Here is a 20,837-nt window from a genome sequence, read left to right as displayed (position 1 = left end):
GGTGTGTTAGCGGTCACTGTCATCAGAAGGCTTTCGGGCAGAGGCCCGTTCGGTGGCATTGCGTGCGCGTTTTTGCTGGCGGCGTTCGCGTTCTTCGGGTAACAGGTCGTTTTCATCCTCATCGAAAAGAATGCGATGAGCAGGCCCTTCCAGGTCATCGAACTGGTCATTTTTGACCGCCCAGAAAAACGCCCAGACCGCCAGCCCTAAAAGAATCAGCGATAACGGAATTAGCAGATATAAAATGCTCATGCAGATACCGGTTTAGAGATGGGCGGAGAGCTGGGCGCGGGTCGACGGCTTTTCCAGCGGCTCAGCCGTAGTGCGTTGCCTACAACGACCAGCGAGCTGAAAGACATGCCAAGCGCTGCCAGCCAGGGGGGAACCAGGCCAAACGCCGCCAAAGGCAGAGCGGTGACGTTATAGCACACTGACCAGATCATGTTCTGACGCATGATACGCCGGGTTGCCCGTGATATGTCAACGGCATCGGCAATGCGTATCAGGCGTGGGTTGAGCAGTACGGCATCGGCGCGAGTCCGGGCAAGGTCCGTGGCCGTGTTCATGGCAATTGCGACATCCGCACCGGCTAGTACCGGTACGTCATTGATACCGTCGCCGACCATGACGACGCATTCGCCTTTTTTCTGTAAAGCCTGCAGGTGAGCCAGTTTACCTTCAGGGCTGGCGCCAGCGTGCCAGGTATCGATCCCGAGCTGTTCCGCCAGTTCTTTTACCGTGGCGGTCGTGTCGCCGGAAAGCAGCTCCACCGCTATACCATTCGCTTTCAGGGCAGTAATGGTGTCAGCTGCATCATCGCGAACGCCATCATATAAACGGAACCAGGCGCGAGGAGTACCCTCTTCACTGAGTAACAGCCATTGGCCCTGTCCGGGCGGCGCGGGGGCGTGATGACAGGCAAATGCTGGCTTGCCGAGACGCCACAGACGGTCATCCAGGTAACCTTCAAGCCCTTGGCCGGTAATGCTACGCAGACCACTCGCCCGCAGGGTGGCATCCCGATAAGGACGAAATGCCTGTGCAATGGGGTGTTCTGAACGTGACTCCAGGGCAGCGGCAATGGCTTTGGCCTGCTCCGTGTCGAGGGTGTCGGTACATAAGCGTGTTTCGGTCAACTGCATTTCACCCCGGGTCAGGGTGCCGGTTTTATCGAAAATCACCCGAGTGGCGCTGGAAAGTGACTCCAGCGCATCCGCACGGGTAATCAGAACCCCGCGTTTACGCAGCTGACCGTGGCCGGCGGTCAGGGCGGTCGGTGTTGCCAGTGCGAGCGCACAAGGGCAGGTGACCACCAGTACAGAAAGCATGACCCACAGCACGCGCGAAGGGTCGATCCACCACCAGATGGCGGTCACGCAAACGGTTACCAGCAGCAGGCGAAGTACAAACAGGTGGGCCATCCGTGCGGCCATCTGCGCTAGTCGCGGACGGCTGGCAAACGCGCGGTCGGTCAGGTCGACGATGCTGGAAACGCGGGCATTGTTACCGGCATGGGTAACACGCATGATCAAGGGGTTTTCCATGTTCTGGCTGCCGCCGACAATGCGTTCACCGACTTGACGTGTCACCGGCAGATACTCGCCGGTCAGCATGGATTCATCCAGGCTGGAGTCACCGTCTTCAATAATCCCGTCAGCCGGAACGCCATGGCCGGGCTTGATCAGCACGCGATCACCTTCCTGAAGCTCGCTGGCGGGCAGGATACGTTCGCTGCCGTCATCTTCTAGGCGGGTGGCAGACACAGGCAGTACACTGCTAAGCGCATTACCACTCTGGCCGTTGCGACGCCGTGCGCGGGCTTCGATATAGCGACTGAAAAGCAGAAAAAAGGTGAACATGGCCACCGAATCAAAATACACCTCGCCGACATTAAATATCACCGCATAGGCGCTCGCCGCATAAGCACAGCCGATAGCCAGCGACACGGGCACATCCATGCCGAGTACGCCAGCCTTGATATCACGTAGGGCATTTTGAAAAAAAGGCAGCGCAGAGAAAAACACCACTGGGGTGGCGAGGGCAAACGATAACCAGTGAAACAGCACGTAAAAGTCTTCCGACATGCCCTCTGCCCCGGACACGTAAATCGGAATTGAAAACATCATGACCTGCATCATGCCCACGGCAGCGATGATCAGGCGTCGCACATTCATGCGCTCTTCCTTTTGCAGGCGTAACTGTGCCTGGTCGGGCTCGTAGGGTTGCGCGGTGTAGCCAATGGCCGCCAGTTCTGCAAGCAACTGAGAAAGCTGAATAAGCGCTGGGTCCCAGCTGATGCGCACACGGTGATGGGTCAGGTTGACTGCGCTGCTGGTCACGCCTTCAAGGGCATTAAGACGGTGTTCAATGAGCCACGCACAGGCCGCACAGGTGATGCCATCGACCGCGAGAGTGGCGCGAACGTGGCCATCATCGCCATCCGGGTGGACGAATTTGGCCTGCAAGCCAGGGTCATCAAAGACCTGCCATGTGTCGGCATTGGCTGCCTGACGTTCATCCGGGCGTTCCGGGAGTTCCGTGCGGTAACGATAGTAGCTTTCAAGCCCACCATCGATAATTGCATGGGCGACGGCTTCACAACCTGGGCAGCACAGAGGGTGGGAGGTGTCGTCTATCTTGATATACCACGGTGCCCCAAGGGGCACCGGGTTGCCGCAGTGATAACAGGGAGTGGACGCCGTTGCGTCCGGGGTGCGTGTGGTCATGCGTCTGCGGCCTAAATGCCGGGAACAAGAGTAATATCGCGGTCGCTGTCTTCCGGGAAGCGTATTTCACCCGTGAGCCGCCATTCTGCCTCTTCGCCTTCTTCCGGTTGAAGTTGTAGATACCAGCGATACTGCAGCGGCTCTTCCAGCGTGGTGACATAGCGGCCGTCACGCACATGGTTTAGCATCAACTCACGGTCAAAGTGACTGTCAGTCGGAAAGATGAGCGCCAGATGAAGCTGCTCTGGCTGGCGCTCTCCTTCCAGGTCAATAACGACATCGCCGGAAACATTATCGACGCGCAGTGCTGCAGAAAGCCCTAGCTGGCTGGCATGCTCTTGCTTGGCAAGCTGCTCGTTAATGGCCAGGCCCTTCTTATAATAATCCGCCGTCACGGAACCATCGTAATAGCGCACTGAAAAGAACAGAAACACCATGCTGAAAATCACAGACGATAGCAGAAGGCTGAGCATGAACCATGGCCAGAACTGCTTATACCAGGGCGTTTCCGCTGTCGGAGGAGACATAGGGCAATTTACCTCTTGATGTTGCCGATAAAGCGTGCGTCACGATCCATCTGAATGCTGGCATCGTTGTCCGCTGCAATGGATAACACAATATCGTGACTGGGCTGCGAAATCGCCTCCGCTGGCGCAGTAACGGTCACTACCTCTAACCGCGATTCACCTGCGGGAACAGTGATCTCTGTCTGGTCCAGACGAATACCTTCAAGGCCCGAAACCCCGAGTGTGTAACGGTGATCCTGTTGATCAAGATTCCGGATCGATAAGGTGTAAACGTTACTGATGCGGCCATCCTGAGTCATCTGATAAAGCTGGGTGCGCTCACGCTCGGCATCAAAATTGAGCGGTAGGCGATCGTTCACGGCCCAGGCGAAAGCGCCGATCATGACCAGCAGGGCAGCCAGATAGCCAGCCAAACGGGGGCGGATAATGTGGGTCGGTTTGTCTTCCAACGCATTTTCAGTGGTATAGCGTATAAGACCACGGGGGTAGCCCATCTTATCCATGACACTGTCACAGGCATCAATACAGGCCGCACAGGTAATGCACTCATATTGCAGCCCATCGCGGATATCAATTCCGGTTGGGCAGACCTGTACACACAGATCACAATCGATGCAATCGCCGTGACCAGCGGCACGAGCTTCTTCGTGACTGAGGTTACGCTTACGCCGTCCGCGCGGCTCGCCGCGGTTCGTGTCATAGGAAACAATCAGAGTATCACGGTCAAACATGACAGATTGGAAGCGGGCATAAGGACACATGTAAATGCATACCTGCTCGCGAAGCCAGCCAGCATTGAGGTAGGTAAATACAGTAAAGAAACCTACCCAGAAGTAAGACCAGCCGTGGGCCTGAAGCGTTGCAAGGTCAGGCATCAGGTCACGAATGGGGGTGAAATAGCCAACAAAGGTGGCGCCTGTTGCAAAAGCAATCAATAGCCAGGCGATATGCTTAAGTGTTTTACGGCGTAATTTTTCACCATTCATCGGCTGACTGTCGAGCTTGATACGCTTGTTGCGCGGGCCTTCGATGCGGTGCTCAAGCCAGATAAACAGGAAGGTCCAAACGCTTTGCGGGCATGTGTAGCCGCACCAGACGCGCCCGGCAAACACCGTAATAAAAAATAACCCGAAGGCACAGATAATCAATAACCACGAGAGCAGGATAAATTCCTGTGGATAAAAGGTGCCAAAGAAGATATGAAATTCGCGGCTAGGCAGGTCAAACCAGATGGCTGGTCTGTCGCCAATATTGATCCACGGTAATAAAAAGAAAGCCAGCATCAACCCCCAGTTGGCACTGCGTCTGAGCTTTTGAAAAAAACCCTTAATTTCGCGCACATAAATATGTTTACGCTGGGCATACATTTCTTGAGTGACGTCTTTAGCGGGTATCTTTTCCATGGCAATATCGCAGCTCAAAGAGGCGGGAAGATAATTTCCGCCCGAAATGGCGGAAGTGCTTAGCATCAGCTTAATGTGTCGGTGGTGATTTAATGTGTCGGTAACAGTTTAATGTATTGATAGTCAAAAAAGGGTGCGGTTTCAAGCCGCACCCTTTTATATCAGCAACTTAATGCGTGAATTTCACGATTAGTCGTCATCGCTGAGGCTATAGACATACGCTGCCACCAGATGAACGCGTTCTTCACCGATGTAAGCCGCCTGGGCCGGCATGTGCCCATTACGACCATTACGCAATGTCTGACGGATAGAGTCGGCAACGGATTGCCCCTGTGCCAGATACAGCCAGGTGTTATCAGTCAGGTTGGGAGCACCGAGGGCGATGTTACCGGTGCCTTGCGGCGTGTGGCAGGCTGCACAGACCGACATGTAGGTGCTTTCTCCTTTTGCCGCCCGTTCAGTATCGTGTTCCGTACCAGACAGCGAGAGAACATACTGGGTCAGGTTTTCGATATTCTCATCACCTAGTTGCTGCCAGGCTGGCATCAGGCCGTTACGACCATTATTCAGCGTCATGACAATGTTCTCGGGCGCGCCGCCGTACAACCAGTCATCATCGGTCAGGTTAGGGAAGCCGTAGCCACCTTGGGCGTTTGAGCCGTGGCAAACCGCACAGTTGTTGAGATAAATGCGCTCAGCAACCTGCATCGCCTCAGCATCTTTGGCCAATTCAGGAATCGGGACTTCCTGATACTGGGCAAAAATGGGCGTGAAACGTTCTTCGGCCTGTGCGACTTCTTCTTCCCACTGCTCTTCCTGTGACCAGCCCAGCACCCCACCAAAATTGCCAAGCCCCGGATACAGAACCAGATATCCCAGCGCGAAAATGACGGTACCGACGAAAAGCTGGAACCACCATTTAGGCAAGGCATTGTCGTATTCCTCAATGCCGTCTGCCGCATGGCCTGTGGTCTCGACATTGCCTTCAGCATCCGGCTGCTTATCGGTACGCCGGTTGGCAAAAAGTAGCCAGGCGCTGAGGGCAATGGTGCCGAGTGTAATAATGATGATCCAGGCGCTCCAGAACTCAGGTAAAGAGTCGCCCCATAAGTTATTCATGTGTTTTTATCTCCCCTATCATGTCGGGAATCGGCGTCAGCCTGAGATGAAGCAGATTTGCCACTGTAGGGTGACTTATCCTGGTCTTCATCTGCGAAAGGCAGGTTGGCTGCTTCGTCGAAATCTGGCTTGCGCCGTTTGGAATAGGCCCACCAGACAAGTCCCAAAAAGGCAATCAGCAGTACCAGCGTAATAAGCCCGCGAAACGTTCCAATATCCATAACTTAACGATTGCCTTTGATCGCTGTGCCAAGCTGCTGTAAGTAAGCAACCAGGGCAGTGATTTCCTGAGTACCACGTACCTCAGCCGTTGCGTTGGCGATCTGCTCGTCGGTGTAAGGAACTCCCAGGCTTTTGAGTGCGCTCATCTTGGCCGGCGTGTCCTCGCCGTCAAGTGTGTTGGCAAACAGCCACGGGTAAGCAGGCATAACGGATTCCGGCACTACATCACGGGGGTTGTACAGGTGAGCACGGTGCCAGTCATCGCTATAACGGCCACCGACACGAGCCAGATCAGGCCCGGTACGTTTGGATCCCCACAGGAAATTGTGCTCATACACCTGCTCGCCAGCAACGTTGTAAGGCCCGTAACGCTCGGTTTCGGCGCGGAAAGGGCGCACCATCTGAGAGTGACAGCCAACACAGCCTTCACGGCGGTAGATGTTACGGCCTTCCAGCTCCAGTGCAGAGAGAGGCTCCAGCCCATCAACCGGCTCGGTGGTCTGTTTCTGGAAGAACAGCGGAACGACCTCAGCCAAGCCGCCGAAACTGATGACAACCAGAATCAGGACGGCAAGCAGGCCAACGTTTTTTTCAATAATATCGTGTTTCATTGGTCTCAACTTCCCCGATTAAGCGGCTTGTGGCGCTGGCTGCTGGCTGACAGCTTCGCGACGTTTAACCGTCTGGTAGACATTGAAGGCCATGATCAGCATACCGGTGACCCAGAACAGACCACCAATCAGGCGCACAAAGTAGCCGGGTGCACTGGCTTCAACGGACTCCACGAAGGTATACATCAGCGTGCCGTCCGGGTTGATGGCGCGCCACATCAGGCCTTGCAGAATGCCGTTCACCCACATGGAGGCGATGTACAGCACGGTACCGATGGTTGCCAGCCAGAAGTGTACGGCGATCAGGTTGACGGAATGCATTTCTGTCCGGCCGAAGACGCGCGGAATCAAGTGATACATGGAGCCAATGGTGATCATGGCTACCCAGCCAAGCGCGCCAGAGTGAACGTGACCGATGGTCCAGTCGGTGTAGTGCGACAGAGCGTTAACGGTTTTGATCGCCATCATCGGGCCTTCAAAGGTCGACATGCCGTAGAAGGACAGGGCAACCACCAGAAAGCGCAGAGTCGGGTCAGTGCGCAGCTTATGCCAGGCGCCAGACAGGGTCATCATACCGTTGATCATGCCGCCCCAGGAGGGGGCCAGGAGGATGATGGACATTACCATGCCGAGTGACTGTGCCCAGTTCGGCAGCGCTGTGTAATGCAGGTGGTGCGGTCCCGCCCACATGTACACCATGATCAGCGCCCAAAAGTGAACGATTGACAGACGGTAAGAATAAACCGGGCGCTCAGCCTGTTTTGGCACAAAGTAATACATCATGCCAAGGAAGCCAGCGGTCAGGAAAAAGCCAACAGCGTTATGCCCGTACCACCACTGCACCATTGCATCGATCGTGCCAGCATAGATGGATGTGGAGTACATGGGGGTAACCGGAATAGCGGCGTTGTTAACGATGTGCAGAACGGCGACCGTCAGAATAAACGCAGCAAAGAACCAGTTCGCCACATAGATATGCGAGGTCTTACGCTTCTTGATGGTCATCAGGAAGACCAGCGCATACGTTATCCACACAACGGCGATCAGGATGTTGATCGGCCACTCCAGCTCGGCATATTCCTTGGTTGTGGTATAGCCCAACGGAAGTGTCACGACGGCAGAAACAATGACCGCCTGCCAGCCCCAGAACGTAAAGGCAGCGAGTTTGTCAGAAAAAAGGCGCGTCTGACAGGTTCGCTGTACTACGTAATATGAAGTGGCAAAAAGCGCCGAACCGCCAAAGGCGAAGATAACGGCATTGGTATGAAGAGGACGCAGGCGCCCAAAGCTAGTCCAAGGTAAGCCAAGGTTCAGTTCCGGCCATACCAGCTGTGAAGCAAGGATGACGCCAAGCGTCATGCCTACAATGCCCCACACAACAGTCATGATCGCGAACTGCCGAACTACCTTGTAGTTGTAGGTCGGGTGTTCTAGTGCTGTGTTCATTTCATGTTCCCATCGAACGCGGTTAGGGGGGTAACCCAGTGCTATTCTGCCTAGGTGCGGCCGCCCGCTTGATGACGCAGGTCAAGATCCATTGAAGATTTTAACGCAGCTAGCGCTTAAGCTGAACACGCCAATTGTTTAAGCGGATAAATGAGAGTGAATCCCATTACATATTATGCGCAGCAGGACTACGTAGAAGTAAACGCTAAGTTATTGCTGAAAAGCGTGTGTGAAGGCGCTTGCGGACGCTTTTATGTGCCGGATCATGTCGCCATGACGCTGCAGGGCACCGGCGAAAAAGGCCGTTTACTCTTTGTTCACGGTGCTGGTAGCGGTCAGGATTCTTTCTTTATGCGGCAATTTGCCACATCCATGGCAGGGTATGGTATCCAATTGATGACGCTCGATTTTGCCTACATGCGTAAAATGAATATTGAAGGGCGGCGTCGGCCACCTCCCAGGGTCGAACGGTTGGTGGAGGAATTGAAGTATTGGTATGAGCTGATAGCGGCTGAGAGTGATTCACCCCTTTGGATTGGCGGTAAGTCGATGGGCGGCCGGGTCGCCAGTATGTTAGCGGCACAACAACACGTAGCTGGTGTGATTATCAGCGGTTATCCATTTCATCCACCGCGCTCACCTGATAAATTACGGCTGGCTCATTGGTCAGCCGTCTCAGCGCCGTCTCTTATCCTTCAGGGAGAGCGAGATCCGTTCGGGCGGCCCCATGAAGTGGAAACCTATGTGTTACCCGGTAACGTACAGGTTGAATGGTTGCCAACCGGTGATCATGATTTCAAACCCTTGCGTTCCTCCGGGCTGGATCAGTGCGGACTGATCCAGCAGGCAGCTCAAAAAGCCGCGCAGTTCATGCAGGTTGGCGGTCTGAGCGATGGAAGGGTGGCGGCAATGCCCGGATAATTTCGAATTAAAGTAAAAAGTTGCCGAAACATAGTTGACTTCCCCCCGGGGTTAGGTAGAATGCAGCGCCACGTGACCAGCGGGTGGTTAGCTCAGTTGGGAGAGCACCAGCCTTACAAGCTGGGGGTCACTGGTTCGAACCCAGTACCACCCACCACGCCCTGAATTGGCGTTATTGAATCACGTGAAAAGCAGCATCGCAGTAACAGGCATCAATATTTGATGATATGCGGACCGGTAGTTCAGTTGGTTAGAATGCCGGCCTGTCACGCCGGAGGTCGCGAGTTCGAGTCTCGTCCGGTCCGCCAACATCAGATTTAATTGCTTGACGTTATCGTTAAGTGGACCGGTAGTTCAGTTGGTTAGAATGCCGGCCTGTCACGCCGGAGGTCGCGAGTTCGAGTCTCGTCCGGTCCGCCACGATAACTTTATTAAGTTGATAGAAAAACGTTGTAAGACCCGGGTGGTTAGCTCAGTTGGGAGAGCACCAGCCTTACAAGCTGGGGGTCACTGGTTCGAACCCAGTACCACCCACCATTCGTCAAGCGAGATAGACGAATGATGTGTACAAGACGTATGTAGTAGAGGACGGTAGAAAACGCTTATATGCGGACCGGTAGTTCAGTTGGTTAGAATGCCGGCCTGTCACGCCGGAGGTCGCGAGTTCGAGTCTCGTCCGGTCCGCCACTAAGCTCCCAGCATTGCTGGAAAGATTCCTGAAGCCCCGAACCATTGGTTCGGGGCTTCTTCGTATGCGCCTGAACTATTTAATTGATTCAGGCGCGATTGATGGGGCAGAGGTTATTGGTAATCGTTATTGGTAATGAGCGGCGCGGGACATCTTGCCGATGCCTGGGTTGAAACGGTTAGTCGGGTCGAGTTGACGGTAGAATTCAGCCAGGTCCTTTTTCGCCGGATACAGATGCCCGACATTGTGTTCCGCCGGATATTCGGCGCCCCGCTGATCAAGGATCTTCAGCATCGCTTTTTTCAACGCCTCGACATCGGCACCACGGCGGAAAATGTAATCCTGGTGAAAGACATGACAAAAGAAGTGGCCGTAATAAAGCCGATGAACAATATCTTTTGAGATGCTTTCGGGTAGTTGCTCAAACCATTCCTGGTCGTTGCGAGAAAGGGCGATATCGAGGGCCAGAATGTCTTCGACATCTTTGTGGTGGATGGTGCGATAACGCACGGCAGCCCCGGCGGCCGCAAATCGGTGGAGCATGGCCCGTTCACCTTCATCAGCGGTGCAACGAAACCAGGCGTCATGATCAAAACATTGATCCAGAAAGCGCTCGGTTTCTTCTGTCATGTCACCGTTGACACGGATAATCAGGTGGTGCTCGTAGGCATCCCGCCAGGTATCAAGCCGCTTGGGTAGCGGGGACGGCAGCAAGCGAGAGATGGCCTGTAACGCGTGGTCGGTGAAGGGGGCTGGTAATAAAGGTAATTTGCGACAGAGGGCATCAATGCGATTTTTGAGCCTGAATGCCTTGGGCAGGCGCTGAGTGCCGAGCCACTTGATCAGCAGGAAGCTGTCTTTGCCATAACGTTTGGCAACATCGAACAGTTCGCGGTGCAGGTATTCCGTGGTAATCGGCAGGCGTGAAGCTTCGCGCAAAAAGCGGAAACGAAAATCGGCAAGCTCTTGTGTGTTGTTGGTGCCCACATAATAGGTGGTGACATCTTTCTCCTGCTCGAACGTATCCAAACGCACAGCGAATACCACCACTTTACCTGCGCTACCAGAGGCGCCAAACAGCAGACGCGGATCATTGTTGTAACGTGCCGCGCCTGATTGGTCAGCGCCACGAATGATCGTCTGATAGTCGTCGTCAGAGGCTTTTCCGGTATCGTGACGAATGCTGTCTTCAGGAAAGCCGCCGCGTTCAACGCGCGGTAAGATCTCTTCCGGCGTATCGCCAAGATCAATCCCCAGTTCGTTAATCAGCTCAAGTTCGTCGTTTTCGTTCACTCGGGCATAGAGGGCGAGCTCTGTATAAGCGGGTCCGCGTCGGCACAGCGCACCGCCAGAGTTGTTGCACACCCCGCCCACCACGGTGGCACCGATGGAAGTGGAGCCAATCACAGAATGCGGTTCGCGGCCCAGCGGCGCGAGCTGCTGGCTCAGTTCGAACAGGGTCGCACCGGGGAGAGCAACTACCTGTTTGCCTTCCTGCAGAAAATGCAGACCTTTGAGGCGCATGGTGCTGAGAATGACCACAGGACGTTCATAATCGTCCTTAGGCGTTGATCCTTCGGTCAGCCCGGTGTTGGCGGCCTGTGGAATGATCACTGCATCATGCTGATGACAGGCTTTGAGTGTTTCCCAGAGAGCCAACAAGCTAGCGGGGTAGACCACGGCGGCAGCTTCGCCATAACCAGAGCGGTAACCGGTTTCATGAGGGCGTCTGGTCGCGGCATCGGTGATGACATTGTCCTGTCCTGCTGCCGCAGAGAGGGCACTGATGAGTGAAGAAATTGGCATAACATGCTCCTTGAAAAAGGCATCAACGTTCGCCGGAGGTATTCCGGCGAACGAAGTGGTGAGATTTGAACGTTATCCGCCCAGCACCCGCATCAGAGGATCGGTTATGCTAATCACATAGAAACCGATCAGCGCAATCACGCCACTCACAACAAGGTAGTACAGCGTTGGCAGTATGGTTTTGCGAATCGTGGTTCCTTCGCGACCCAGCAGGCCAACAGTGGCTGAAGCTGCCACTACATTATGAATGGCAATCATATTACCCGCGGCTGCCCCGACAGCCTGCAAGGCGACCATAAAGGCCGTAGAAAGTCCGAGCTGGTTAGCTATATTGAACTGGAAGTCCGAAAGCATCAGGTTAGACACCGTATTGGAGCCCGCGATAAAAGCGCCCAGCGCGCCAACAGCAGGAGCAAAGAAGGGGTAAGCGCCGCCAAAGCTATCCGCCACCAACTGCGCCATGGCCACTGGCATGGATACCAGGTCGGCATCGTTGACGCCTGAGTTGATCAGAATGCGCACCATCGGGATGGTGAAAATCAATACGAAACCTGCTCCCAGAAGAGTCTTGGAAGAATCGGTAAAGGCATCTTTCAGCTCGCCGAGCTTCATGCGATGCAGCAATGCCGTGATCAGCACGACTAACAGTAGAATGCCACCGGGTAAATAAAGTGGCTGAATACTGCCACCGATACCTTCGCCGAGAATATCGCTCCACCCAAAGGCAAAGGACGTCAGCGCGTTTTTCAGAGGTTCAATCACCCGCGAGGCTACCAGGAAAATGGCCAGCAGGACGTAAGGCACCCACCCCATTAAGGTCGAGACAGGCGCTTTCCCGGCGATGTCATCCATTTTGATTTCAAGCTTGCCGATCCACTCGTCAGGCCAGGAGGTGGATTCGGGGAAATCCCAGGTATCTTTAGGAATCAGGAAGCCACGACGTGCCGCTGGTACCACAATCGCCAGGCCGACCATCGCGCCGATCATTGACGGGAACTCCGGGCCTAGAAACACGCCTGCCAGCATATAAGGCACAACGAAGGCAACGCCGGCAAAGAGAGCAAACGGGATGATCGAAAGACCTTCCTTCCAGGAGCGATTCGCGCCGAAGAAGCGAACCATGATGATCACCATCAGTAACGGCATCATCACGCCGACAATGCCATGAACAATAGCCACTTCGCTGACAATCAGGCGGAAGTATTCCATCCAGGTGGCATCGCCAGTGGCAAGCGTCGCCGTAATGCCTTCACGATCAATACCGCCAGTGACGCCAACCACAATGGGAGTGCCCACTGCGCCAAACGACACTGGTGTGGATTGAATCATCATACCGACAACCACAGCCGCCAAGGCCGGGAAACCCAGCGCCACTAATAAAGGGGCTGCGACGGCCGCGGGTGTACCAAAACCTGAAGCACCCTCAATGAAGCAACCAAACAGCCAGGCAACAATAATGGCCTGGACGCGGCGGTCGGGGCTAATCCCCGAGAAGCCCTTGCGGATGGCCGTAATGCCGCCTGAATGTTTCAAGGTATTCAGCAGCAGAATGGCACCGAAAATTATCCACAGAATGGAGACCGTTAAAATCAGTCCCTGTAAGGTGGATGCCAGCACGCGCGAGAATGTCATGTCCCAGGCGAGTAGCCCGATCAGTGCGGTTACCACAAAAACAATTGGCATGGCCGTTTTGGCCGCCATTCGTAATCCGATTAACAGTACACCCGCCAGTACCAGTGGCACGAACGCAAGCAGTGCAAGTGTTGTTTCATTCATGGGAGAAATATCCTCTTGTTATTAATGAGGTGCTTCGACATTGGTTAGGCCGGAAGGCAGTAACCGTAGCGGTTGAAAGATACGGAGTTGGCGAAGGAATGGCTATAACTGGGAAATTGGTAAGACCAATATTGGGGCGCGTATTTAGGGCGTTTAACGGGTTAAGAAATGCTTAAAATATTGTTTCTCAATAGGAAGTGTTTGACTCTAATACTAGGCTGAGTGCAGTAAATATTAGACTAATAGACAGTTTTTAATCACAAAACATGAGGAATAAACCATGTCACGCATTCTCTTTGACTTATATGGCCGTGATGAGACATTGCGTTTTTCACCCTATTGTTGGCGCGTACGCATGGCGCTGGCCCATAAAGGCCTGGATGTCGAACTTAAGCCCTGGCGTTTTCAGGAGAAGCAGGCGATTGCCTTCGCCAACACCGATAAAGTTCCTGTTCTGTGTGATGGGGAGAATATTGTCGCGGACAGCTTTGCCATCATGGGTTACCTCGACAAGGCCTATCCGGAGACTCCCGCCGTCTTGGGTAGCGGTGCAAGCTATCAGCGTGCGCTGTTTTTCAGTCATTTTGTGGATCGTCAGGTGTCGCCAGCCCTGTTTCGGATTGTGGCACTGGATCTGCTGGCCGCCATCCACCCTGACGACCATGATTATTTCCGCACTACCCGTGAAGCCCGCTTTGGCTGCACGCTGGAAGAATTCCATTCACCGGAGCAAGGGCAGGCAGCATTGCATAAAGCGCTTGCGCCGGTTCGGGAAGTGCTACGCAGTAGCCCCTTTCTGGACGGTGAGGCGCCAGCCGGTGCCGACTATCTGCTGTTTGGCAGCGTGATGTGGGCGCATGTGGTATCGCGTCAAGCGCCAGTCATCGAAGAACCCTACGTGGCTGAGTGGTTTGAACGTATGCGCGCCGTTCACAATGGACTTGCCAATCAAGCGGTTACGGTGCGTGATTTGCAGGAAGGCTAAATGACACAGCGGGTAATAAAATAAAATGTTGCACTGCACAAAATTGACTGCTAGCTTAATAGATAGCAGAGGCCACTGCATGAACATTGCAGCGTAGAGATTGATTATGACCGGAGGGTTGTTGCTCATCGCTGCTCATTCATTGCCCATTTTTTAATAACGTTTTAGACAAACGATCAAAAACGTTGCGGAGGAAGTATGAATAAAGCTACCGAAAAGACGACCCAACAAGTTGAATCAATCTTTGTCGCACCGATGCGTGCTTATACAGTCAAAACGCTTGACTACTATGACCAGGTGATAAGTGCCCAGATTGATGCGGCACGTGCCTACACGGATTTTTCAGTTGCACAGATGCGTACCTGGCTGGATGTCAAAGATGCTGAAAGCATGAAGGAAGCCGTGCAAAGTCAGCAGAAAGCAGCAACTGACCTGATGGAACGCTTTAAAGGTGATGCAGAGAAAATTGGTGCCTTAAGCCAGAGCTTCCTGCAGGATGGCCAGAAAATGGCTGAAGATAACCTTAAAAGCGTCACTGACGCCACCCAGAAAGCCGCCACTAAATGATCTGATACGTTGGCGCTAAACGGCGCCAACCGACTTGCAAGACCCATGTCCCGCTGGAAAGCATTTGCTTCCAGCGGGATTTTTTATACTGGGATAAACGCTATATGGAAAGTATAAGCGCCTGGCGGGTAACATAGGGTCCTTGTACAGGAGACTGATATGCAGGGCGTTCCAGAATCGTTGGTGGTGGGCAAGCAAAGTGACAATCGTCATGAAGCTATTTATCGGTCAATCAGTGATGCCATTATTGAGCACCGCCTCAAGCCAGGCGCGCGCTTGCGTGAAGATGCTCTGGCTGATGTTTTCCGCATCAGCCGCACGGGGATCCGTAAAATCCTGCAACGCCTGGCGTTAGAGCAACTGGTTACGATTGCGCCCAATCGTGGCGCCCGAGTGACACGCCCAACGGCAAACGAGGCAAAAGACATTTTTGATGCCCGGCAACTGGTGGAATGTGGCTTGATGCCAGATGTGGCGCGCAATATGCGCGCCAGCGAAGCAGCGGAGTTGCGCGCTATGGCTACGCAAGAGCGCAATGCCCTTCGCTCGGGAGAGCAGAGCGTTGCCATTCGCCTTTCCGCCGACTTTCATGTGCGTTTGGCACAGCTGTCAGGCAATGATGTCCTGGCCGATTTTGTCGAGCGCTTGTGCTCACGTTCATCGCTGATTCTGGCGGTCTACGGCAATGCGGGGCACCTTGGCTGCGAGTCGCATGATCACGATGAATTAATAAAATTTCTGGAAGAAGGTAACGGAGAGCGTGCCAGGTTGTTTATGAGCCGCCACCTGAAATCGATTGAATCATCGCTTTCGATGATTGAAGAAGATAGCAGTGTACCGGACCTGCATCAGGTTTTTGGTGGGTAGTCAGCGTTTCGCACTCTAACCCAAGTATATAAAAGCCCAGGCAAATTTTGCCTGGGCTTTTGCGTTGCTTAACCACTCCCGCTATTAAATCAGTTAAATCAGTTCCCAGAAGTTGGCACAGTCTTAAACTGCCGCATCAGAAAGAAGTAGAACAGTCCGCCCAGCCCTGCGCCTAACAACCAGCCATAGCCGCCAAGACCAGACAGTGCGGGCACGATGACGGTGGAAAGTGAGAAAAGTGCTGCACCCCCAAATGCGATCAAGGCACGGGTATTCCAGCCATTTACATAGTAGTAAGCGCCGCCTGGAGCAGAGGAGAACAGTTCCTGCATATCGAGCTGCTGGTGTTTGATCAGGTAATAGTCAACCACAATAATGCCGTAGAAAGGCGCGACAATGGCACCAAGCGCATTGACGAAGCCTGGCACGCCAATCTGGCTGATCACCGAAATCCACAGTGCCCCGACAAAAAAGGCAATCACAGCGGTAATCAATCCCCCCATCTTGAAGCTGATCTTGCTGGGGAACAGGTTGGCCAGATCATAAGCAGGCGGGATAAAGTTAGCGACCAGATTGATGCCCACGGTGGCCGCAAAGAAGGTCAGTGCAGCGACAATGGTCAACGGCAATGAATCGACACGTTCAACAATATCGGCCGGGTTGGTCAGTGCATCCCCGAACAGAACCAGCGTACCGGCAGTGATGATCAGCGCAATAAATGAGAAGAACGCCACATTAAGCGGCAGCCCCAGCAAGTTCCCCAGCTTCATCTGGCGCTCGGTTTTAACAAAGCGAGTGAAATCACCAAAGTTGATCACGACGGCGGCAAAATAGGCCACCATAGTGCCGACAATGGCCATGAAGGCACCTATGCTGCTGCCTTGCTCACTGTTATTACTGAAGATGCTGCTGACGGCGGGTAGCAGTTCACTGCCTGCCTGAAACCAGACAATGATCATGAGTGCCACCATGACCACATACACCAGCGGGCCTGCCCAATTTAGAAAATGCTTAATGCGTTCAATGCCTTGCCAGAAAATCGCAATCTGGAACAGCCAGACAATCACGAAGGATAGCCATGCCACGCCAGAGAGGCCAAGAAAGGTACTGTCGTCACCTGCCCCAAACAGCGCCGTGATCAGCAAGGCCACGGCGGTAGAGGCAAAGTAGGTCTGCACGCCGTACCAGAAGATACCCACGATGGCGCGCAGCAGGGCGGGCAGGTTAGCGCCGCGAACTCCCATGCTGGCGCGCACCATGACGGGAAAGGGAATGCCGTATTTGACGCTGGGTTTACCGGTCAGGTTGACCAGAAACATCACGATTATCCCGGCCAGGATGATGGCAGCCATGACGGCCCAGCCGTTCAATCCGTAGGAAAGAAACAGCGAGGCTGCCAAAGTGTAGCCAAACAGGCTTTGGATATCGTTTGACCACACGTTGAAGATTTCAAACGCTCCCCAGGTGCGGTCCTTAGGCTTTAAAGGCGCCAGGTCTTTATTATAAAGCGTTGGATCAATCTGCTTTATATCGAGGTTGTTGCCAGACGAGGGTTTATTCATTTTCAGGCATCTCTCTATCAGTCATGAGTGCTTGCTTTGTATATGGCAAGCTCGGTGCATATTTACTGGGTAAACCGCTGGCAGGGTGCCCAGGATTTCATGAGTAAATAGTAGGTAAGACCAGCGGGGATCAGGCTGGCGTACCAGGAGACTGACGAAAAGATCAGTGCTGCGACGATACCAACGGCGGTAGCGATCAGTGCTGCCATGTTGACGCCTTTATAAGGGCCTTGTTCGTCATAAAGTTTGTCGAGATCCAGCGTGCGTTTGCGAATCAGATAGTAGTCGACAACCAGAATGGCAAAGATAGGGCCCAGGAAGGCAGAGTAGGTTTGCACAAAGAGCTGTAAGCCTGCGGCGGAATCGGGTTGAACCAGCTTCCAGGGGAAGGTGGCAAACGCCAGCAAACCGACAATGATGGTCGAGGTGGTGAATTTCAGCTTGAAAACGTCCATCAGGATATAGGTCGGCGGAACCACGTTGTTCAGTACGTTGGTGGTAACCTGCGCAAAGGCGATGAATAGCAGGGTTGTCATCAGCAATGGCGTATTGTCCACGGCGTTGGCGAACACCTGGATAGGATCAGCCGTCCCGGTGGCTTCCGATATCATGTAGCCAATCAACCCCATGAATAGGGTGCAAGGCAGAATCGACATGGCGTAGATAGTGGTCAATAAGCTCTGGGCAGTGCCTTTTTCATGTTCACGTGAGTAATCACTAACGTTCAGCATCATGGTGCTGTAAATACCCAGGAATAGCATGGTAGCGCCCCAGAATGGCATGCCCCAGGAGCCTTCCATGGTGAGCAGGCTGGCAGAGAGTTCATCCCCGTAGCGCTGAACCGTGGCATAGAACATATACATCAAGGAAAGCAGAATGAAGGCGCTACCAATGTTTTCCAGCCACTTGATGCCCTGAAAGCCCATCACAGACAGGCCAATCTGTAAAAACTGGAAGGTAACGAAGAAGAAAATCAGGTTGTCGAAGCCAAACAGGGTGGCGGATACCATGTTCAGAGCGCCGGCACCAATCCAGCTTTGAAAGCCATACCAGACGATGGCTGGCACGGCACGCACCAGCCCCGGCAATCGCGTGCCAGCGAAACCAAACGCACTGCGCGCCTGGACCATAAAAGGAATGCCGTACTTATAGCCCGCAGCGCCATTTAGCGCGAGAGCAATGCCGATCACAAAACAGCCAATGGCAATCGCCAGCGTGGCTTGCAGAAGATTAAGCGTACCGACCACACTGGACCCCATGGCAAAAGTGCCGATGGAAACGCAGCCGCCGAACCAGGCAAGAAAATAGGATGCCCGTCCCATGATGCGGGTTTGTTGGGGAGCCAGAGACTCTTCCCCGGGCGCTTTACTGGATGCAATCTCCGACCCATTTATAGCCGCATCGGAAGCCGCCAGGTTGGATGGTGTGGAGTGAGTCATGAGGTTTTCCTCGCAAGAGATTATGGTTGTCTTCCGGTCTGCCTGACCGGGAATGCTTGCGGCTGGCGTGCTCTTTAAGCGTTTGTATAAATTATTGTTAATTTTGTTTTGCAGCTAATGCGCCTCTCAGCGCTTGGGTTGCCAATTGGAAAAATGCTCAAAGTGTCCGGTGAAACGTTTGGGGCGAGGGAAATCCAGGTCACCAAATTTGCTGGTACCCAATCCAAGGCCAACCAGTGCTTCGGCAAGTTTGACCGCCGCGGTGACGCCTTCTATCACGGGCAGCCCTACCTCGTTTGAGATTTTGCCGGTCAGGTCGGCCATGCCGCCACAACCCAGTACGATGGCCCCGATATTGTCCTCGTCACGGGCGCGCTTACATTCGGCAATCAGGCGTTTCAGTGCGGCATCGCTGTCGTCTTCAAGGTCCAGAACGGGAATTTCCGCTGCTCGAATGCGTCGGCAGTGATGGGAAAAACCGTATTGCTCCAGGAGATGTTCGGCAATGATTCCTGTGCGCCCTAACGTGGTGACGATTGAAAACCGTGTGCTAATCAGTGTGGCCATATGAAAAGCAGCTTCTGCAATGCCGATGACAGGGGCGCGGGTGAGCTCTCGTGCTGCCAGTAATCCAGGGTCACCAAAGCAGGCAATCACATAGGCATCTGTGTCATCGCGTTCGCCCGCCATAATTTCTTCAGCCACGCCAACCGCGCTGATTGCCTCATCGAAATGACCCTCGATAGATACCGGGCCAGCGCTTGGTTGAGTGGCAATAACCTGGGTGCCGGGAGCCGCAATATTTTTTGCGGCATCACCAATGGTCTGGGTCATGCCGCGTGTCGTGTTGGGATTGATGATGCGTAGCTTCATGACGTTCTCAAGTTGGTAGAATGTGTCTTGAAAAATATCTTGTATACAAAATAGATAGCTTTGATGTGCAAATCAAGCCTTTGAGCTGCTAGTGATATACCGAGAAAACACATGAAAAATACATTAGATTTATGTTTTTGATTGATTTTTTGACATTGGCATAAACGTCGATGGAGGCTGTTTAAAATAGTTTATTTTTTGATTTGTATACAAAGATGTCGCTATATTGACGCTATCCGGCAAGCGTTGACTCAGCAAAACGCTGGGCGCCACGTTTTTATAGAAGTGGTGGTCTGAGGGAATCGGATTGCCGCACAAGCTTGATTATCTAACCTGTTGAGAGTTCTCGTTATGTCTACACACCTTTCCTCACAATACCCTCGTGATTTGGTGGGTTACGGTCGTCAGCCGCCTCACGCAAAATGGCCGGGAAAAGCAAAAATTGCCGTTCAGTTTGTACTGAATTACGAAGAAGGCGGTGAGAATTGCATCCTGCACGGCGATGCAGGTTCAGAGCAGTTTCTTTCTGAGATTATCGGTGCTGCCAGTTACCCGGATCGCCACCTAAGCATGGAATCGATCTACGAATATGGCGCCAGGGCAGGTGTGTGGAGGATTCTGCGTGAATTCGAAAAGCGTGATCTGCCGCTGACGGTGTTTGGTGTCGCGATGGCGCTGGAACGTAATCCGGACGTTGCGCAGGCATTCAAAGCGCTGGGTCACGAGGTTGCCTGCCATGGCTATCGCTGGATTCATTACCAGGAAACACCTGAATCGGTTGAGCGTGAGCATCTGCAAAAAGCCATGGAGATTTTTCAACGCCTTTACGGGGAAAAGCCGGCAGGTTGGTACACCGGACGTGATAGCCCGAATACGCGACGGCTGGTGGTGGATGCGGGCAGTTTTCTTTACGACAGTGATTACTACGGCGACGATTTACCCTTCTGGACACAAGTCGCGGATAGCCAGGGGCGACATCACGATCACCTGATCGTGCCTTACACGCTGGATACCAATGATATGCGTTTTGCCGCGCCTCAAGGCTTCAACACGGCCGATCATTTCTTTACGTATCTGCGTGATGCCTTTGATGTGCTTTACGCCGAAGGGGAAGATTCCCCGAAAATGCTGTCAGTTGGCATGCATTGCCGACTGCTTGGTCGCCCAGGCCGTTTTCGTGCTTTGCAGCGTTTTTTGGACTATATCGAAACCCATGACCATGTCTGGGTTGCCCGGCGAGTTGATATTGCTCGCCACTGGGCTGAACATCATCCCGCTCCTGCTCGTTAATAGGCTGAT

18 protein-coding genes and 5 tRNA genes are annotated in these 20,837 nt (G+C 53.5%); 10 read left to right on the top strand and 13 right to left on the bottom strand.

What is annotated here, in order from left to right:
• Positions 1-6 precede the first annotated feature (6 nt).
• From ccoS to ccoN, 8 genes are all read right to left on the bottom strand, one after another.
• A complete protein-coding gene (gene ccoS, locus ACU6TU_RS14055; RefSeq protein WP_447142017.1) occupies positions 7-252 on the bottom strand; it encodes a cbb3-type cytochrome oxidase assembly protein CcoS in 246 nt (81 codons plus the stop codon).
• A complete protein-coding gene (locus tag ACU6TU_RS14050) occupies positions 249-2,726 on the bottom strand; it encodes a heavy metal translocating P-type ATPase (protein WP_447142016.1) in 2,478 nt (825 codons plus the stop codon). The genes ccoS and ACU6TU_RS14050 overlap by 4 nt, the downstream gene beginning before the upstream one ends.
• Positions 2,727-2,737: 11 nt before the next feature.
• Positions 2,738-3,253: a FixH family protein gene (locus ACU6TU_RS14045; protein ID WP_100820955.1), complete on the bottom strand. Its 516-nt coding sequence runs from the start codon at positions 3,251-3,253 to the stop codon at positions 2,738-2,740.
• A gap of 8 nt (positions 3,254-3,261) precedes the next feature.
• The gene (gene ccoG / locus ACU6TU_RS14040) at positions 3,262-4,656 is read right to left on the bottom strand and encodes a cytochrome c oxidase accessory protein CcoG (protein WP_447142015.1); all 1,395 of its coding nucleotides are present in this window, start codon (positions 4,654-4,656) and stop codon (positions 3,262-3,264) included.
• Between the two features lie 189 nt (positions 4,657-4,845).
• The gene (gene ccoP / locus ACU6TU_RS14035) at positions 4,846-5,775 is read right to left on the bottom strand and encodes a cytochrome-c oxidase, cbb3-type subunit III (RefSeq protein WP_447142014.1); all 930 of its coding nucleotides are present in this window, start codon (positions 5,773-5,775) and stop codon (positions 4,846-4,848) included.
• Positions 5,772-5,996, bottom strand: coding sequence for a cbb3-type cytochrome oxidase subunit 3 (locus ACU6TU_RS14030; RefSeq protein ID WP_447142013.1), 225 nt, complete (start codon positions 5,994-5,996; stop codon positions 5,772-5,774). The genes ccoP and ACU6TU_RS14030 overlap by 4 nt, the downstream gene beginning before the upstream one ends.
• A 3-nt stretch (positions 5,997-5,999) precedes the next feature.
• Positions 6,000-6,608, bottom strand: coding sequence for a cytochrome-c oxidase, cbb3-type subunit II (ccoO, locus tag ACU6TU_RS14025; protein ID WP_447142012.1), 609 nt, complete (start codon positions 6,606-6,608; stop codon positions 6,000-6,002).
• A gap of 18 nt (positions 6,609-6,626) precedes the next feature.
• Positions 6,627-8,054, bottom strand: a complete 1,428-nt coding sequence (ccoN, locus tag ACU6TU_RS14020; RefSeq protein ID WP_447142011.1) for a cytochrome-c oxidase, cbb3-type subunit I — start codon at positions 8,052-8,054, stop codon at positions 6,627-6,629.
• Positions 8,055-8,210: 156 nt separating this feature from the next.
• Here ccoN and ACU6TU_RS14015 point away from each other — a divergent pair, with 156 nt between their 5' ends.
• The 6 genes from ACU6TU_RS14015 (at position 8,211) to ACU6TU_RS13990 (ending at position 9,662) form a co-directional block, all read left to right on the top strand.
• Positions 8,211-8,975 (top strand): alpha/beta fold hydrolase, encoded by a 765-nt coding sequence (locus tag ACU6TU_RS14015; protein ID WP_447142010.1) that lies wholly within the window; start codon positions 8,211-8,213, stop codon positions 8,973-8,975.
• 81 nt (positions 8,976-9,056) lie between these two features.
• Positions 9,057-9,132: transfer RNA gene (locus ACU6TU_RS14010), tRNA-Val, on the top strand.
• A gap of 74 nt (positions 9,133-9,206) precedes the next feature.
• Positions 9,207-9,283 (top strand) — tRNA-Asp (locus ACU6TU_RS14005).
• Positions 9,284-9,318: 35 nt separating this feature from the next.
• A tRNA-Asp gene (locus tag ACU6TU_RS14000) sits at positions 9,319-9,395 on the top strand.
• A 41-nt stretch (positions 9,396-9,436) separates the two neighbouring features.
• Positions 9,437-9,512, top strand: a tRNA-Val gene (locus ACU6TU_RS13995).
• Positions 9,513-9,585: 73 nt separating this feature from the next.
• A tRNA-Asp gene (locus ACU6TU_RS13990) sits at positions 9,586-9,662 on the top strand.
• Positions 9,663-9,789: 127 nt separating this feature from the next.
• Here ACU6TU_RS13990 and dld read toward each other — a convergent pair.
• Together dld and ACU6TU_RS13980 are read right to left on the bottom strand one after the other, a co-directional pair.
• Positions 9,790-11,469 (bottom strand): D-lactate dehydrogenase, encoded by a 1,680-nt coding sequence (gene dld / locus ACU6TU_RS13985; RefSeq protein WP_447142009.1) that lies wholly within the window; start codon positions 11,467-11,469, stop codon positions 9,790-9,792.
• A gap of 72 nt (positions 11,470-11,541) precedes the next feature.
• Positions 11,542-13,245, bottom strand: a complete 1,704-nt coding sequence (locus ACU6TU_RS13980; RefSeq protein WP_447142008.1) for an L-lactate permease — start codon at positions 13,243-13,245, stop codon at positions 11,542-11,544.
• Between the two features lie 280 nt (positions 13,246-13,525).
• Here ACU6TU_RS13980 and ACU6TU_RS13975 point away from each other — a divergent pair, with 280 nt between their 5' ends.
• The 3 genes from ACU6TU_RS13975 (at position 13,526) to ACU6TU_RS13965 (ending at position 15,664) form a co-directional block, all read left to right on the top strand.
• The gene (locus tag ACU6TU_RS13975; RefSeq protein WP_447142007.1) at positions 13,526-14,230 is read left to right on the top strand and encodes a glutathione S-transferase N-terminal domain-containing protein; all 705 of its coding nucleotides are present in this window, start codon (positions 13,526-13,528) and stop codon (positions 14,228-14,230) included.
• 198 nt (positions 14,231-14,428) lie between these two features.
• Positions 14,429-14,797, top strand: coding sequence for a phasin family protein (locus ACU6TU_RS13970; RefSeq protein ID WP_447142006.1), 369 nt, complete (start codon positions 14,429-14,431; stop codon positions 14,795-14,797).
• Between the two features lie 159 nt (positions 14,798-14,956).
• Complete coding sequence (locus ACU6TU_RS13965; protein WP_447142005.1) at positions 14,957-15,664, top strand: GntR family transcriptional regulator; 708 nt, start codon at positions 14,957-14,959, stop codon at positions 15,662-15,664.
• Between the two features lie 98 nt (positions 15,665-15,762).
• Here ACU6TU_RS13965 and ACU6TU_RS13960 read toward each other — a convergent pair whose 3' ends face one another.
• The 3 genes from ACU6TU_RS13960 to ACU6TU_RS13950 form a co-directional block, all read right to left on the bottom strand.
• Positions 15,763-17,226: an NCS1 family nucleobase:cation symporter-1 gene (locus ACU6TU_RS13960; protein WP_447142004.1), complete on the bottom strand. Its 1,464-nt coding sequence runs from the start codon at positions 17,224-17,226 to the stop codon at positions 15,763-15,765.
• Positions 17,227-17,288: 62 nt separating this feature from the next.
• Positions 17,289-18,665, bottom strand: coding sequence for an NCS1 family transporter (locus tag ACU6TU_RS13955; protein ID WP_447142003.1), 1,377 nt, complete (start codon positions 18,663-18,665; stop codon positions 17,289-17,291).
• Positions 18,666-18,791: 126 nt separating this feature from the next.
• Positions 18,792-19,538 carry an aspartate/glutamate racemase family protein gene (locus tag ACU6TU_RS13950; protein ID WP_447142002.1) on the bottom strand — a complete coding sequence of 249 codons (747 nt, stop codon included), beginning with the start codon at positions 19,536-19,538 and terminating at the stop codon, positions 18,792-18,794.
• Between the two features lie 351 nt (positions 19,539-19,889).
• Between ACU6TU_RS13950 and puuE the strand changes: the two genes are divergently transcribed.
• Positions 19,890-20,828, top strand: coding sequence for an allantoinase PuuE (gene puuE, locus ACU6TU_RS13945; RefSeq protein WP_447142001.1), 939 nt, complete (start codon positions 19,890-19,892; stop codon positions 20,826-20,828).
• Positions 20,829-20,837 lie beyond the last annotated feature (9 nt).

It is taken from the genome of Halomonas sp. LS-001 (assembly GCF_052983955.1).
This window is presented reverse-complemented; position numbering and strand designations above follow the sequence as displayed.

Coding starts and splice junctions, on each gene's coding strand:
- ccoS (WP_447142017.1), bottom strand. CDS start 252: ATGAGCATTTTATATCTGCTAATTCCGTTATCGCTGATTCTTTTAGGG.
- ACU6TU_RS14050 (WP_447142016.1), bottom strand. CDS start 2,726: ATGACCACACGCACCCCGGACGCAACGGCGTCCACTCCCTGTTATCAC.
- ACU6TU_RS14045 (WP_100820955.1), bottom strand. CDS start 3,253: ATGTCTCCTCCGACAGCGGAAACGCCCTGGTATAAGCAGTTCTGGCCA.
- ccoG (WP_447142015.1), bottom strand. CDS start 4,656: ATGGAAAAGATACCCGCTAAAGACGTCACTCAAGAAATGTATGCCCAG.
- ccoP (WP_447142014.1), bottom strand. CDS start 5,775: ATGAATAACTTATGGGGCGACTCTTTACCTGAGTTCTGGAGCGCCTGG.
- ACU6TU_RS14030 (WP_447142013.1), bottom strand. CDS start 5,996: ATGGATATTGGAACGTTTCGCGGGCTTATTACGCTGGTACTGCTGATT.
- ccoO (WP_447142012.1), bottom strand. CDS start 6,608: ATGAAACACGATATTATTGAAAAAAACGTTGGCCTGCTTGCCGTCCTG.
- ccoN (WP_447142011.1), bottom strand. CDS start 8,054: ATGAACACAGCACTAGAACACCCGACCTACAACTACAAGGTAGTTCGG.
- dld (WP_447142009.1), bottom strand. CDS start 11,469: ATGCCAATTTCTTCACTCATCAGTGCCCTCTCTGCGGCAGCAGGACAG.
- ACU6TU_RS13980 (WP_447142008.1), bottom strand. CDS start 13,245: ATGAATGAAACAACACTTGCACTGCTTGCGTTCGTGCCACTGGTACTG.
- ACU6TU_RS13975 (WP_447142007.1), top strand. CDS start 13,526: ATGTCACGCATTCTCTTTGACTTATATGGCCGTGATGAGACATTGCGT.
- ACU6TU_RS13970 (WP_447142006.1), top strand. CDS start 14,429: ATGAATAAAGCTACCGAAAAGACGACCCAACAAGTTGAATCAATCTTT.
- ACU6TU_RS13965 (WP_447142005.1), top strand. CDS start 14,957: ATGCAGGGCGTTCCAGAATCGTTGGTGGTGGGCAAGCAAAGTGACAAT.
- ACU6TU_RS13960 (WP_447142004.1), bottom strand. CDS start 17,226: ATGAATAAACCCTCGTCTGGCAACAACCTCGATATAAAGCAGATTGAT.
- ACU6TU_RS13955 (WP_447142003.1), bottom strand. CDS start 18,665: ATGACTCACTCCACACCATCCAACCTGGCGGCTTCCGATGCGGCTATA.
- ACU6TU_RS13950 (WP_447142002.1), bottom strand. CDS start 19,538: ATGAAGCTACGCATCATCAATCCCAACACGACACGCGGCATGACCCAG.
- puuE (WP_447142001.1), top strand. CDS start 19,890: ATGTCTACACACCTTTCCTCACAATACCCTCGTGATTTGGTGGGTTAC.